This window comes from Nocardioides zeae, assembly GCF_010686755.1.
Taxonomy (GTDB): domain Bacteria; phylum Actinomycetota; class Actinomycetes; order Propionibacteriales; family Nocardioidaceae; genus Nocardioides; species Nocardioides zeae.
The window spans coordinates 215,643-229,961 of sequence record NZ_JAAGXA010000003.1; the positions used below are offsets into that span (position 1 = coordinate 215,643).

General features: G+C 75.1%; 14 protein-coding genes. 10 read left to right on the plus strand and 4 right to left on the minus strand.

Annotation, left to right across the window (positions count from 1 at the left end; genetic code table 11):
- Positions 1-159: 159 nt before the first annotated feature.
- The 9 genes from G3T38_RS06025 (at position 160) to G3T38_RS06065 (ending at position 9,104) form a co-directional block, all read left to right on the plus strand.
- Positions 160-1,698, plus strand: coding sequence for an amidase (locus G3T38_RS06025; RefSeq protein ID WP_206675796.1), 1,539 nt, complete (start codon positions 160-162; stop codon positions 1,696-1,698).
- Complete coding sequence (gene nthB / locus G3T38_RS06030) at positions 1,695-2,435, plus strand: nitrile hydratase subunit beta (protein WP_163771193.1); 741 nt, start codon at positions 1,695-1,697, stop codon at positions 2,433-2,435. The genes G3T38_RS06025 and nthB overlap by 4 nt, the downstream gene beginning before the upstream one ends.
- Positions 2,432-3,031 carry a nitrile hydratase subunit alpha gene (nthA, locus tag G3T38_RS06035; protein WP_163771194.1) on the plus strand — a complete coding sequence of 200 codons (600 nt, stop codon included), beginning with the start codon at positions 2,432-2,434 and terminating at the stop codon, positions 3,029-3,031. The genes nthB and nthA overlap by 4 nt, the downstream gene beginning before the upstream one ends.
- Entirely contained in the window at positions 3,031-3,477 is a 447-nt protein-coding gene (locus G3T38_RS06040) for a nitrile hydratase accessory protein (RefSeq protein ID WP_163771195.1), read from the plus strand. Before nthA ends, G3T38_RS06040 begins: the two co-directional genes overlap by 1 nt.
- Positions 3,477-3,794, plus strand: a complete 318-nt coding sequence (locus G3T38_RS06045; protein ID WP_163771196.1) for a hypothetical protein — start codon at positions 3,477-3,479, stop codon at positions 3,792-3,794. The genes G3T38_RS06040 and G3T38_RS06045 overlap by 1 nt, the downstream gene beginning before the upstream one ends.
- Positions 3,795-3,867: 73 nt before the next feature.
- Positions 3,868-5,613, plus strand: coding sequence for an ABC transporter transmembrane domain-containing protein (locus G3T38_RS06050; RefSeq protein ID WP_163771197.1), 1,746 nt, complete (start codon positions 3,868-3,870; stop codon positions 5,611-5,613).
- On the plus strand, positions 5,610-7,418 hold the full coding sequence (locus G3T38_RS06055) for an ABC transporter ATP-binding protein (RefSeq protein ID WP_163771198.1): 1,809 nt from the start codon (positions 5,610-5,612) through the stop codon (positions 7,416-7,418). Before G3T38_RS06050 ends, G3T38_RS06055 begins: the two co-directional genes overlap by 4 nt.
- A 61-nt stretch (positions 7,419-7,479) precedes the next feature.
- Positions 7,480-8,439: an NAD(P)H-binding protein gene (locus G3T38_RS06060; RefSeq protein WP_338037491.1), complete on the plus strand. Its 960-nt coding sequence runs from the start codon at positions 7,480-7,482 to the stop codon at positions 8,437-8,439.
- Between the two features lie 68 nt (positions 8,440-8,507).
- Positions 8,508-9,104 carry a CPBP family glutamic-type intramembrane protease gene (locus G3T38_RS06065; protein WP_338037492.1) on the plus strand — a complete coding sequence of 199 codons (597 nt, stop codon included), beginning with the start codon at positions 8,508-8,510 and terminating at the stop codon, positions 9,102-9,104.
- 23 nt (positions 9,105-9,127) lie between these two features.
- On the opposite strand, the gene G3T38_RS06070 is transcribed toward G3T38_RS06065, so the two are convergent.
- The 4 genes from G3T38_RS06070 to G3T38_RS06085 form a co-directional block, all read right to left on the minus strand.
- Positions 9,128-10,108, minus strand: coding sequence for a hypothetical protein (locus tag G3T38_RS06070; RefSeq protein WP_163771199.1), 981 nt, complete (start codon positions 10,106-10,108; stop codon positions 9,128-9,130).
- Positions 10,109-10,239: 131 nt separating this feature from the next.
- A complete protein-coding gene (locus G3T38_RS06075) occupies positions 10,240-11,073 on the minus strand; it encodes a hypothetical protein (protein ID WP_163771200.1) in 834 nt (277 codons plus the stop codon).
- Positions 11,070-11,759: an NAD-dependent deacylase gene (locus G3T38_RS06080; protein ID WP_206675797.1), complete on the minus strand. Its 690-nt coding sequence runs from the start codon at positions 11,757-11,759 to the stop codon at positions 11,070-11,072. Before G3T38_RS06080 ends, G3T38_RS06075 begins: the two co-directional genes overlap by 4 nt.
- Positions 11,760-12,006: 247 nt before the next feature.
- A complete protein-coding gene (locus tag G3T38_RS06085; protein WP_163771202.1) occupies positions 12,007-12,657 on the minus strand; it encodes an ACT domain-containing protein in 651 nt (216 codons plus the stop codon).
- Positions 12,658-12,814: 157 nt separating this feature from the next.
- On the opposite strand from G3T38_RS06085, the gene G3T38_RS06090 reads away from it, so the two are divergent.
- Positions 12,815-14,314 carry a polysaccharide deacetylase family protein gene (locus G3T38_RS06090; protein WP_163771203.1) on the plus strand — a complete coding sequence of 500 codons (1,500 nt, stop codon included), beginning with the start codon at positions 12,815-12,817 and terminating at the stop codon, positions 14,312-14,314.
- Positions 14,315-14,319 lie beyond the last annotated feature (5 nt).

Here is a 14,319-nt window from a genome sequence, read left to right on the forward strand (position 1 = left end):
ACCTCTCGGTCTCATGTCAGTCAGTCGGCACACGTTAGCAGGTGCTCGGCGTCAACGACCGCCTTCTTGAAAATCCGTCAACATCTATTGACATATCGAGGTGACCGGCGTTCGCTCCTCCTGCATCCGTCAACACTGATTGACACATCGGAGGAACACGTGAGCCTGACCCCACCGACGCCGGGCGACATCGAGCGCATCGCCGGCGCGTCCGGCCTGGGCATCGCCGACAGCGACGTCGCGACCTACCACGCCGCAGCCACGGGCCTGCTCGGCTCCTGGGACGTCGTCGACGCCCTGTACGACGAGGTCGCCGCCCCCCGTGCCCCGCAGCGCGCGTGGGCCGAGCCCGTCGACGACGAGCTGGGCGCCTGGTACGTCACCACGGAGCTGCCCCCCACCGGCGACGGCCCCCTGGCGGGCAAGCGCGTCGCCATCAAGGACAACGTGTCCGTCGCCGGGGTGCCGATGATGAACGGCTCCGCCACCGTGCGGGGGTTCGTGCCGTCCCGCGACGCCACCGCCGTCACCCGCCTCCTCGCGGCGGGCGCCACCGTCGTCGGCAAGTCGGCCTGCGAGGACCTCTGCTTCTCCGGGGCCTCCCACACCAACAAGGCCGGGCCGATCCGCAACCCGTGGGACCTGAGCCGCACCGCCGGCGGCTCCTCGAGCGGCAACGGCGCCCTGCTCGCAGCCGGCAGGGTGGACCTCGCCCTCGGCGGCGACCAGGGCGGGTCGGTCCGCATCCCCGCCGCCTTCTGCGGCGTCGTCGGGCACAAGCCGACCTTCGGCCTGGTGCCCTACACGGGCGCGTTCCCCATCGAGCAGACCATCGACCACCTCGGCCCCATGGCCCCGACCGTGGCGGACGCCGCGGCGATGCTCTCGGTCCTCGCCGGCGCGGACGGCCACGACCCCCGCCAGCCGGCGGACCTGGAGGGCGCCGACTACGTCGCGGCCCTCGAGGCGACGCGCCCCCTGCGCATCGGCGTGCTGACGGAGGGCTTCGGGCTCGCCACCAGCGACCCGGCGGTCGACCGGGTCGTCCGCGACGCGGTGCAGGCGCTGACCGCCGCCGGCCACGACGCCGCCGAGGTCTCGATCCCCTGGCACCGGCACGGCGCGGCCATCTGGGACGTCATCTCCGTCGAGGGCGCCACCTGGCAGATGGTCGACGGCAACGCCTACGGCCTCAACTGGAAGGGCCTCTACGACCCGGAGCTCATGGAGTTCTACGGCCGCCGCTGGCGCGAGGACCCGTCCGCCTTCTCCGAGACCGTCAAGCTCGTGGCCCTCGGTGGCCGCCACGGCCTCGAGCAGACCTTCGGCGCGTCCTACGCCAAGGCCCGCAACCTGGAGCCGGCGCTGACCGCGGCGTACGACGCCGGGCTCGCGACGTACGACGTGCTCGTGCTGCCCACCCTGCCGATCACCGCCAGCGAGATCCCGCCGCCGGACGCCCCCGTGGCGGACGTGCTCGGGCGCGCGCTGGAGATGCTCGCCAACACCGCACCGTTCGACGTGACGGGTCACCCCGCCTGCAGCATCCCCGCCGGGCTCAGCAACGGGCTGCCCGTCGGCCTCATGGTCGTCGGCCGCCGCTTCGACGACGCCGGCGTGCTGCGCGCCGCCCACGCCTTCGAGCAGGTCCTCGGCACCCTCACCCCGCCCGCCTACCACAAGGAGTCCCTCCGATGAACGGAGTCTTCGACCTCGCCGGCACCGACGGCGTCGGTCCGGTCGTCGTGCCCGACGACGAGCCCATCTTCCGCGCCGAGTGGGAGAAGGCGGTCTTCCCGATGTTCGCCATGTGCTTCCGCGCCGGCTTCTTCGGAGTCGACCAGTTCCGCCACGGCATCGAGCAGATCGACCCGGCGGTCTACCTGAGGTCGCCCTACTACGAGCACTGGGTGCACACCGTCGAGCACTTCGGCGCGAAGCTCGGCAAGCTCGACCTGGCCGAGCTCGACCGGCGCACCGAGCACTACCTGGCGAACCCCGACGCGCCGCTGCCCGCGCACGAGGACGACCCCGAGCTGCTCGCGTTCGTCGAGGCCGTCGTGCCCGCGGGCGCCCCCGCCGGCCGACCGTCCGACAAGGTCGCGCGCTTCGCCGTGGGCGACGTCGTGCGGATCGACCGTTCCTCGCCGAAGGGCCACACCCGGCGGGCCCGCTACGTCCGGGGAGCGGTGGGCGAGATCGTGCTCCACCACGGCCCGATGATCTACCCGGACTCCGCCGGCAACGGCCTCGGCGAGGACCCGGAGCACGTCTACACCGTGCGCTTCAGCAACGCCGAGCTGTGGGGCGAGGAGCACGCCGAGCCGAACGGCGCCGTCTACTTCGACGTCTGGGACCCCTACCTCGAGCTCGTGACCCCCGCCGCCGGCAGCGCCGCCGCGGCCCCCGCCACCCCCGAAGGAGCCTCCGCATGAGCGACAAGATCCGCACCCAGGAAGAGATCGCCGCCCGCGTCAAGGCGCTGGAGTCGATGCTGATCGAGCAGGGCGTCATGACGACCCAGGCGATCGACCGCATGGTCGAGATCTACGAGCACGAGGTCGGTCCGCAGCTCGGCGCGAAGGCCGTCGTCAAGGCGTGGACCGACCCCGCCTTCCGCGAGCGGCTCCTCGCCGACACCACCGAGGCCTGCCAGGAGCTGGGCATCGGCGGCCTGCAGGGCGAGGACCTCGTGGCGCTCGAGAACACCGACACGGTCCACAACGTCATCGTCTGCACCCTCTGCTCCTGCTACCCGTGGCCGGTGCTCGGGCTGCCGCCCAACTGGTACAAGGACCCCCAGTACCGGGCCGCCATCACCCGCGAGCCCCGCAAGGTGCTCCGCGAAGCGTTCTCCTTCGAGGTCCCGGAGTCCGTCGAGGTGCGCGTCTGGGACTCGAGCAGCGAGATGCGCTACTGGGTGCTCCCCCAGCGCCCGGCCGGGACCGAGGGGTGGACCGAGGAGCAGCTGCTCGCGCTCGTCACCCGCGAGTCGATGATCGGCGTCGGGCCGGTCGCGGAGGCGGCGTGATGGCCACCGCCACGACGCTGCCGCCGCCGTACACCGACCCCGCCGAGCTCAGCCGCGCCCGCGCGGCCGTCGAGCAGCTGGTCTGCGGCCTCCCCGGCGGGCCCACCGGGGCGACCGCCGGCCAGGACGGCTTCGAGCACCCGTGGGAGATCCGGTCCTTCGCCATGGCCGTCGCGGCCCACGAGCGGCTCGGGTTCGACTGGGCGGAGTTCCAGGGAGCCCTCGTCGCGTCCATCGAGGCGTGGGAGGGCGCCGATCCCGCGACGCGCGGCCCGTGGTCCTACTACGCGCACTGGGTCGCCGCGCTCGAGGCCGTCATGGCCGCGTCCGGCCTGCTCGAGGACGCAGCGCTGGAGGTGCGGACGCAGGACGTCCTCGCGGTCCCGGCGAACCGGGACCACCACGAGGCGCACCTCGAGCCGATCGCCGTGGACCCGGCGAGCTGATGGCGGCCCGGCGCACGTCGCCGGCGCAGGCGAGACGGCGGGCCCGGTACGTCGCGGGCCCGTCCCTCGACCTCCGCCTCACCCTCGACGCCGCCGGCGCGGAGCAGATGCTCGTCAACCTCCGCTCCGACGGGGAGCTGCCCCTGGTCCAGCGCCTGCTCGAGGTGTTCGACGGTGCCGTCGCCGTCAGCCTCTGCCGGGTCGAGCGCGAGCGGCGCACGCCGCTCGCGGTCGCCCTCGCCGAGCAGCGCCCCGTCACCTGGCTCGGTGCCGACCTGCTGGAGATCGCTGCAGCCGACCGGGCTGCGGCGGCCTGACCGGCGGCTGCGGCGGACCGGGGCGTGATCCCGGTTCGCCGCAGCACCCCCGCGCAGATTAGGGTCCCCTAACATGCGCACCCGGATCGCCTCCCGCCTCGTCCCGGACCCGGAGGTCGCGCCCCCCGCCGTCGACGACGCGCGCCCGGCGACGGGCGGGCAGCTCCTGCGCCGCACCCTCCGGCGCCACCGCGGTCGGCTCACCGCGGCGTTCGCCCTCATCGCGACCTGGCAGGTCTGCGAGGCGACCGTCCCGGTCGCGATCGGCATCATCATCGACCGCGCGGTGGCGACCGGCGACCTGGTCGCGCTCGGCTGGTCGGCGCTCGGCCTGGCGGCGCTGTTCGCGGTGCTCAGCTACAGCTACCGGTACGGCGCGCGGGTCTCCGGCTACGCGATGCAGGTCGAGAACCACCGCATGCGCACCGAGATCACCGACCACGTGCTGTCGCCCGCCGGCGCGCGCACCGGCGCCATGCCCGGCGAGGTGCTCTCGCTCGCCACCTCCGACGCCGAGGTCAGCACCCTCGTCGTCCACCAGGTCGCCCAGGCGTGCGCGGGCATCGCCGGCCTCACCGTCGCCGTCGGTGTGCTGTTCTGGACGGACCCGCTGCTGGGCGTCGTCGTCGCGGTCGGCACGCCGCTGGTCCTGCTGGGCTCGCAGGCCGTGGCCCCGCTGCTGAGCCGCCGCACCGCCGCCACCCAGGAGCGGATCGCCCGCGCGTCGGGCCTGGCGGCGGACCTGGTGTCGGGCCTGCGTCCCCTGCAGGGCGTGGGCGCCCAGGGCACGGCGCTGCGCCGCTACCGGGCGGCGAGCCGCGAGGCAGCCGGCGCCGGCGTGGCCAGCGCCCGCGCCGAGGGCCTCATGCTCGGCGTCACCGCCGGCGCCTCGATGCTCTTCCTCGCCGTCGTCGCGCTGCTCGCCGGCCTGCGCGCGGTCAACGGCGACCTCACCGTCGGCGAGCTCATCGCCGTCGTCGGCCTCACCCAGTTCCTCGCGGAGCCCCTCCTGATGTGCGCCGAGCTCGTCTCCACCCTCGCGGCGTCACGCGGCAGCGCGGGGCGGATCGCGTCGTTCCTCGCCACGCCGCCCCTCGAGCGCCACGGCGACCGGCCGGCACCGTCCGACGCGCCCCTCGTCGTCCGCGACGTGGTGGCCGGACCGCTGCAGGGGCTCGACCTCGTCGTACGCCCCGGGTGCCTCGTCGCCCTCGTCGTCGACGACCCGGCGGCCGCCGGCACCCTGCTGGCCCTGCTCCGGGCGGAGGACGTGCCGGCGGCCGGCCGGGTGGGCCTCGGGGACGTGGACCTCGCCGAGCTGGCGCTCGCCGAGCGCCACCGCACGCTGCTCGTCGCCGCCCATCGGGTGGACCTCTTCGAGGGCACGCTGGCCTCGAACGTGGACCCCGCGGGAACGCTGCCCCGCGCGCGGCGCGACGAGGTGCTCGGCGCGTCGGCCGCGGACGACGTCGTCGCCCTCTCCCCCGAGGGTCTCGACGCGCACGTCGCGGCCCACGGGTCGACGCTGTCGGGCGGGCAGCAGCAACGGGTCGCCCTGGCCCGTGCGCTGGCCGCGGACCCACCGGTGCTCGTGCTCGACGAGCCCACCACCGCGGTCGACGCCGTCACCGAGCAGCGCATCGCCGGCGGCCTGCGCGCCCTCCGGCAGGGGCGGGCCACCCTGGTGCTCACCTCCAGCCCCGCCCTGCTCGCGGTGGCCGACGAGGTCGTCCACGTCGTGGCCGGGCGCGTCGCCCGCACGGGCACCCACGCCGCGCTGCTCGAGCACGCGGCGTACCGCGAGGCGGTGCTCCGATGACGCGGGAGACCGGGGGCGAGACGGTGGAGATCGCGCGCGACGCGGACGCCGAGGCCGGGCGCACGCTGCTGCCCGTCGCCACGCCGCGGGAGGCCGCGCGCAAGGCGTGGGCGGCCTTCGACGGGCACCGGGCGCCGCTCGCGGTCGCCGGCGTCATGTTCGCGCTGTCCGGTCTCGCCGGCCTCGTGGCCCCGATCGTGTTCGGACGGATCGTCGACGCCGTCGCCGACGGCTCGGGGAGCGCGACGGGGCTCGTCTGGTGGGGGGCCGGCGCGATCGCCGTCGCCGCGCTCGTCGAGCTCGTCGCCGCCTGGGCCAGCGTGACCTTCCTCGCCCGGGCCGGCGAGCCCGCCCTCGCGCGGCTGCGCGAGGAGGTCGTCGAGGTCGCCCTCGGCCTCGACCACGAGGTCGTCGAGAAGGCCGGCGAGGGCGACCTCCTCTCCCGCGCCGGCGACGACGTGCGGGTGCTGGCCGACTCCCTGACCAAGGTGGTCCCCCTGCTGGTCCGCTCGGTGGTCGCGATCGCCTTCACGGGAGTCGGGTTCTTCGCGCTCGACTGGCGCCTGGGCGTGGCGGGCCTGGCGACGCTGCCGTTCTACGCGCTGGGGCTGCGCTGGTACCTGCCGCGCTCCGGCCCCTACTACCGCGCCGAGCGGGCGGCGATGGGCGCCCGCGCCGAGGCCCTCCTCACCGCCGTGCACGGCAGCGCGACGCTCCGTGCGCAGGGTCTGGCCCCGGCACACTCCGAGCGCGTCGGCCACGCCTCGTGGCGCTCCGCCGCCATCGGGCTCAGCGTGTGGAACCTGCTCACCCGGTTCGGCCAGCGCACCAACCGCGCCGAGCTGATCGGGCTCCTCCTCGTGCTCGGCACCGGCTTCTTCCTCGTGCGCGGCGACCTCGGCCCCGCGGTCACCGTCGGCGCCGTCACGACCGCCGCGCTGTTCTTCCACCGCCTCTTCAACCCCATCGGGGCGGTGCTCATGATCTTCGACGAGGTGCAGTCGGCGGGCGCGTCGATGACGCGCGTCACCGGCGTCGCGCAGCTGCGCACCGACGCCGCCGCACCGGTGGCACCGCTGGCCGCCCCGGCGCCGCTGGTCATCGACTCCGTCGGGCACGCGTACGACGCGGGGCGGCCCGTCCTCGCCGACGTCAGCCTGGTGCTCGAGCCCGGCGAGCGGGTCGCGGTGGTGGGCGCCAGCGGCGCAGGCAAGTCGACGCTCGGTCAGATCGTCGCCGGCCGCATCGCGCCCACCACGGGCCGCGTGCGCCTCGGCGACGTGCCGGTCGCCGTCCACGGCGTCGCGGCGCGGCCCCCCGTCGTCATCGTGACGCAGGAGGTGCACGTCTTCGCGGGCACCGTGCGCGACAACCTCACGCTGGCGGACCCCGACGCGTCCGACGAGCGCCTGTGGGAGGTGCTCGAGCACCTCGGCTCCGCCGGCTGGGTGCGCGCGCTGGGCGGACTCGACGTCGTCGTGGGCGAGGGCGCCACGGCGCTCACGCCCGCGCAGGCGCAGCACCTCGCGCTCGCCCGCGTCGAGCTCGCCGACCCCCCGGTCGTGGTGCTCGACGAGGCCACCGCCGAGGCCGGCTCCTCGGGAGCCCGCGACCTGGAGCGGGCGGCGGCGCGGGTGGTCGAGCGGCGTACCGCCCTCACCATCGCCCACCGCCTCACCCAGGCGGAGGCGGCGGACCGGGTGGTCGTCATGGACGCCGGGCGCGTCGTGGAGGTCGGCACGCCGGCCGAGCTGGTCGCGTCGGGCGGGCACTACGCGCGGTTGTCGGCGGCCTGGCACGCCTGAGCCCGCGCCTGCTCGCCCGCGCCGGCCAGGGGCCTCACCACCCGGCGTGCATAGTGAACAGGTGGCTGCGACCAGCGATTCCACCGGCGCCCAGCGCCGAACCCTGACCGTGCTCGTGACCGGTGCGTCCGGCTTCATCGGGCACCGGCTCGTGCCTGCGCTCGTCGCGGAGGGCCACGACGTCCGGGCGATGACCCGGCACCCGGAGAAGTACGACGGCAAGGGCACCCCCGTGTTCGGCGACGTCGCGGACCCCGGTTCGCTGGCGGAGCCCCTGACGGGCGTCGACGTGGCCTACTACCTCGTGCACTCCCTCGACGACGACGACTTCGAGGAGAAGGACGCGGCAGCCGCCCGCGCGTTCGGGCAGGCCGCGGCGGCCCTCGGTGTCCGCCAGATCGTCTACCTGGGCGGCCTCGGCTCCGACGACGAGGAGCTCTCGCCCCACCTGCGCTCGCGCCGCGAGGTCGAGCACCTGCTCGCCGAGAGCGGCGTGCCCGTCACCACCCTGCGGGCCGCGATCGTGGTCGGCCACGGCGGCATCTCCTGGGAGATCACCCGCCAGCTCGTCGACAAGCTCCCCGCGATGGTGGCGCCGCGCTGGGTCAAGACCCGCACGCAGCCGATCGCGGTGGACGACGTGGTGCGCTACCTCGCCGGCGTCGCCGACCGCGAGGAGGCCCTCGACCGCGCCTTCGAGATCGGTGGGCCCGACCGGCTCGACTACCTCGGGATGCTGCGCGAGGCCGCCAAGATCATCAAGGGCCACGCGCCCCCGATCGTGCCCGTCCCGGTGCTCTCGCCCCGGCTGTCGTCGCGGTGGCTGGCCCTCGTCACGACCGTCGACGCCACCACCGGACGCAACCTCGTCGACTCGATGGGCGTCGAGGTCGTCGTCACCGACCACTCGATCCGCGACATCGTGCCGGGCGAGCCGCTGACCTACGCGGAGGCCGTCCGCCGCGCCCTGGCCGAGAAAGAGGCCGAGGAGGCGGAGGGGAAGGCAGGGGCCGAGCACTGAGTCCCGCACCTCCGGCGCCCCCGCCCCGGGGCGTCGACACCCGGCAGCGCGTCGTCACGATCGGAACCGTGGCGGCGGGGGCGGTCGTCCTCGCCCTCATGCTGCGGTTCGACCCCGGCTCCGTCGGCTTCTACACCTGCACCGTGGCGCTCGCGGCGGTGTGGGCCGCCGGCGCGTTCCTCGCCGGCCCCGTGCACCTCGGCCGCACCGGACGCGCGCCGGGCCGCCGCCCCCTGCTCGTGCCGTTCTCGATCGGGCTCGGGCTCATCGCCCTGTTCGTCGCCGGCGGACTGGTCGTGCGCGAGGTCCCGTTCCTCGAACCGCTGGACCAGGCCGTGCGCCACGTCGTGGCCTTCACCGGGGACGGCGTCGCCCCGGGCCTCGTCGTCGTCACCGCCGTCGCGGGCATCTGCGAGGAGCTGTTCTTCCGCGGCGCGCTCTACGACGCGGTCCACCGCCACCCCGTGCTCGTCACCGCAGCGGTGTACGTCGTCGCGACCGCCGCCACCGGCAACATCATGCTGGCCTTCGCGGCGGCCCTGCTGGGCGTCGTGACCGGGCTGCAGCGACGCGCCACCGGCGGCGTGCTCGCCGGGTGCATCACCCACGTGACGTGGTCGGTGGGGATGCTCTTCATCCTGCCGATGCTCTTTCCCTCGACCTGAGCCCGGGTGGAGCGCCGCACCGCTCACCCGCCGACGGCGGCCTGCAGCTCCTCGTTCGTCGCGATCTCGTCCGCGGCGGGAGCGCTCAGGTCGAGCGGCTCGTTCTGCTCCGAGAACGTGTACGTCGCACCCGACGACCCCTGCGCCACCTCGGCCTCGAGGATGTAGGGCTCGCCCGTCGTCGCCACCCGCAACGTCGCGTTGCCGGCGCCGTTGGTGAGCGTGACCGCCGGGCGGCCGTCGACCTCGACCTCGTCGCTGACGAGCCAGCCGTCCTCCTCGAAGGCGTCGGCGTCGTAGGTGTCGCCGAGCAGCGCCTCGAGCCCCTGGCGGCAGAGGACGCCGAGCGAGGTGGCGTCCGCCGACTCCGTGCCGTCGATCCACCGGTCGCCGACGGCCTCCTGGAGCGCGGCGATCTGGGCGGCCTGGCCCTCTCCCTCGCCCTGGCCCTCGCCCTCGGCGGGGGCGCCGGCGTACGCCGCCCAGTACTCCGGACCGGGCCGGAAGAAGAACTGGTCGTCCACGGCGAGCACCTCGCCGAACGCCCCGTCCGTCCCCACCGAGCCCGAGCAGTCGCCCTCGACGTCGAGCCGGAGGTCGAACGGGGGAAGCTGGGCGTCGGTGGGCTGGAGGACGACGCGCACCGAGGTGAGGTCCCGCATGGCGGCGTCGATCCGCTCGCCGATCTCGCCGATGGGGTCGTCCTCGATGTCGTTGCGCTCCGCGCCCGCGGCGCTGGCGTCGTCGTCCTGCCGGGACTCCGAGAGCACCGCGAGCCCTCCGACGACCGCGACCAGCGCGAGGGCGACCCCGCCGCCGACCACCGCCGGACGCGAGAAGCGGCGGGGCTTCTCCACGCCGCGCTTCACCAGCAGCGTCGGCTCCTCGGCCGGGGTGCGGTCCGGGGTGCCGTCCGGGCTGCCGTCGGGGGTGTCCTTCGACTGCTCCGCGGCCACCTCGTCAGCGGGCTGCTCGTCGCGCTCCTGGTCGGGCTCGTCGGCCACCGTCTCGCTCCGATCGACGTCGTTCGTGCGGCGCACCACCGCGGCGCGCCGTCGGCGAACGCTACCGGTCGCCCCTGAGAGCGGTCAGCAGGCCGGCCGCCCGGTCGGGGCGCACGTCGGCGCGGTGGGCCTCAGCCCAGACCGACCTCGGCCGCCGGCACCACCCCGCGGGCGGCCGGGTCCGGGACGACGACCTCCTCGTCGTACGCCAGCTCGTCGACGGTCGCCGGCGAGCCGCCGGCCGGCGTGACGACCTGCACGAAGCGGTGCTCGCCGGTGGCGGCGACGAGGAGCGAGACGGTGCCGGCCTCGCCGGTGCGCTCGAGGCCGAGCACGGGGCGGTCGTCGACCTGCTCGAGACCGGTGACCTCGGTGGTCGCGTCCTCGCCGCCGAGCAGCCGGCCGTCGCGGGCGTCGTCGACGGCCTGGCACACGAGGGCGACGTCGGCGATGCCCGAGGTGGGGTCGAGGAGCACCCAGCGGTCGGCGACGGCCGCCGCGATGCCGTCGGCCTGGTCGGCCGTGAACCCGACCTCCTCGAGGAAGGCGGCGTCGAACGCGCCGTAGACGTCCGCGCTGTCGCCGATGCCGGAGACCATGCCCGTGGGGCGGAGCACCTCGGCCGTGCCGGACCCGGCGGTGAGCGTCGCGAGGCAGGCGCCCGCCTCACCCACGGCCACCTGGGCGTCGACGGAGAGGCCGAGGTGCGTCGCGCGCACCCGCGCCCGCACGGTGGACACCTCCGACATGTCCTGGAGCACCGCGGCCTCGATCGACGAGGTCGGCAGACCCGCGAAGCGCTCGGCGGCCGCGGGGCCGTCGTCCGCCCCGGCACCGGGCTCCGGCGGGGTGCCCGAGCCGGAGGGCGCCGGCGCGTCGCCGTCGTCGGCACCGCTGCAGGCCGCGAGGGCCGGGAGCGCCAGGAGCGGGACGGCGGCGAGCGCCGCGAGCCGGCGACGGGTCATCGCAGGACCTGCTCCTCGACCCACTCCGGCACGATCTGGCCGGCCCTGCCGTGCCTGGCCTCGTGGAACATCGAGCGGCCCTCCGAGGGCACCAGGTTGAGCTCGAGGGTGTGCGCCCCGTAGGCCCGCGCCACCTGCACGAAGCCGGCCGCCGGGTAGACCGCCCCCGACGTGCCGATCGAGACGAACAGGTCGGCCTCCGCGAGGGCGTCCTCGATCTCCGGCATCCGGTAGGGGATCTCGCCGAACCAGACGACGTCGGGCCGCAGCTCGCAGGTGCCGCACGCCGGGCACGGCGGCAGGTCGGACAGCTCCCCGAGCCACTCGCTCCGCCGGCCGCAGGACCGGCACAGCGCCTTCTTCAGCTCGCCGTGCATGTGGATGAGGCGCTGCGAGCCCGCCCGCTCGTGGAGGTCGTCGATGTTCTGGGTGACGAGGAGGAAGTCGTCGCCGAGGTGCTCCTCGAGCCGGGCCAGGGCCGCGTGGGCCGGGTTCGGCTCCACCAGGTCGAGCGCAGCGCGCCGGGCGTCGTAGAACGCCTGCACCACCCCGGGCTGCATCTCGTAGGCCTCGGGCGTCGCCACGTCCTCGACGCGGTGGCCCTCCCAGAGGCCGTCCGAGTCACGGAACGTCGGCACGCCCGACTCGGCGGAGATGCCCGCCCCCGTCAGCACCACGATGCGCATGGCCGACATTCTGCACGCCCGTGCGCCAGGTCACGGTGGGGGCCGTCACACGTGGACGGTCGGGCTGTGCCGCCCGGACAGTCCGCCCGCCCCGTGTAACGCGGTGTCCGGGCTACTCCGCACGTGCTCTACCACCGCATGAGTAGCACGGACACCGCGTTACATGACGGGAGGGGCGTTCGCAGCAGGGCTCGGGCCGGCTCGGGCCGGCTCGGGCCAGCTCGGGCCGGCTCGGGCTCGGCCGGGCTCAGCTCGGGCGCGCGATCGAGACCGCGAGCGCGACGAGGTGGCCCATGCGGGCCAGCTCGGACTCGAGGAACTCGGGGCCACCGCGACGACCGACCACCACCTGCTCCGCACGGCCGCCGCCGGTCGGGGCGAGCGGGACGGCGCACAGCACGTTCACGTCGTCGTCCGGCTGCTCGACGCGGCTCACGCGATCGACGGCGAACCAGCCGACCGTGCCCGGTGCCGCGCCGGTGGCGTGGAGGATCTTGGTGCTGTCGTGCCCGCCGGGGGCGTCCACGCGGCGTACCCGCGCCGCCCAGTCTGCCCGGAACGTCACCGGCAGGAGGTCGACGAGACGGTCCAGGGCCTCGGCGGGGTGGGCCGTCAGCTCCTCGACGGCCTCGAGGTCGAGGAAGAGGTTGCCGCCCGCGGCGTACCGGCTGATCCACACCACCCGCACCCCGTCGAGACGGTTGCAGGCCGAGACGATGGAGTCGGGCATCGCGCCGGGGGCCATCTCGAGGAGCACGTCGTCGACCGCGGTGCCGTCGGGGCGGTGCTCGACGATCTCGATCGCCTCGATGTCGGCGCCGGCCTCACCGATCGCGGAGGCCACCCGGCCCAGCGATCCCGGCACGTCGGGCAGCTCGACCCGCAGGAGGAAGGGCATGGCGCAGGTCCCTCCTCGGGCCTCGGGTGTCGTACGTTCCGGGGCCACGATAGTCGCTCGACCACCGCCGGACGCTCGGGTGCCCACGTGCCGTCCGGCACGCCGCGCACCGGGCTGGCATGATGCTTGCAGTCCCACCCCGCCGGATCGGAGGACCATGTCCCGTCGCGCCCTCGTCGCGCTGCTCGCCGTGGGCGCGCTCGTGACCGGCTGCTCCGACGACGTGGCGACCGAGCCCGACCGGCCCCACGAGCTCGCCCCCTCGCAGCCGCCCGTCGACGCGACCGCCGTCACGGTCGACGGCTACCCGGCCGTGGTCGACCCCTCGGTGCTCGAGGACGTGCCCGCCGCCTCGACGGTCACCGTCACCGAGCAGCAGGGCGAGGTGCACGTGACCTGGCCGCGGCTCGGCATCGCCGCCCTGGACGCCGAGCTCGACCGCCTCGGGGCCGACGAGGTGACCGCGTTCCGCCCCGTCGTCGCCACGGACCCCGACGGTTCCGAGCTCAACGCCACCTGGAGCTTCGTCGGGTCCTCCGGCGACGTGGTCGGCGTGCTCACCGACACCTTCCGCCTCGCCGAGGGCCGCTCGGCGGAGACGTGGCAGACGACCTGGTACGACGCGGCGACCGGCACCGTCGTCCCCAACGACGCACTCGTGGACGACCCCGCGGCGCTCGCCGACGACGTCACCGAGGCCCTCGAGGGACAGCCGGCGGTCGACGCCGACCTGCTCGCGGCAGCCCTCGCCACCGGCGTGCCCGTGCTCGGGTTCACCGAGAACGGGGAGCTGTTCGTCGGCTTCGACGAGGGCCAGATCTCCCCCGCCCACACCGGCCGGGTCAGCGTCGTGCTCACGCTCGACCAGACCGACGACCTGCTCTCCGACCTCGGCGAGGTCGCCCAGGCGTCGCTGGTGGATCCCGCGCTGCCCCCGGGGGCCGTCGAGCCCGAGCCCGAGGAGACCGGCGGGACGGACGGGGCGAGCAGCGAGCCCGCCACCTCCACTCCCCCGGTCGACACCGGTGACGTCGACTGCGCCGTCCAGCAGTGCGTCGCGCTCACCTTCGACGACGGGCCCGGCGTGGGCACGCCCGCGCTCCTCGACGCGCTCGGCACGCTCGACGCGCCGGCCACGTTCTTCGTGCTGGGGCAGCAGGTCGCGACGTACCCCGGCGTCACCTCCGCCATCGCCGCCGCCGGCCACGAGCTGGGCGTCCACACGTGGGACCACCGCAACCTCACCCGCCTCCCGCTGCCCGAGGTCGACCGCGAGCTGGCCCGCACCGTCGCCGTGGTCGAGGACGCCGTGGACCAGACGCCCACGTTGTTCCGGCCGCCGTACGGCGCGACCGACGACCGGGTCCGCACCCGTGCCGACGCAGCGGGGCTCACCGAGGTGCTGCCGACCGTCGACCCCGACACGCTCGCTGACCTCGAGCCCGCAGCCCTCGCCGCGCAGGTGGTCGCCGACGCCGAGGCCGGCGGGATCATCGTGCTCCCCGACACCACGACCACCAGCGCCGCCACGGTCACCGCCATCGTGACCGGCCTCCGCCAGCGGGGCTTCACGCTCGTCACCGCCAGCCGACTCCTCGAGAGCACCGACGGCTCGGAGGGCTCGAACGGCTCGGACGACACCGAGAGCACCGACTGACCTGC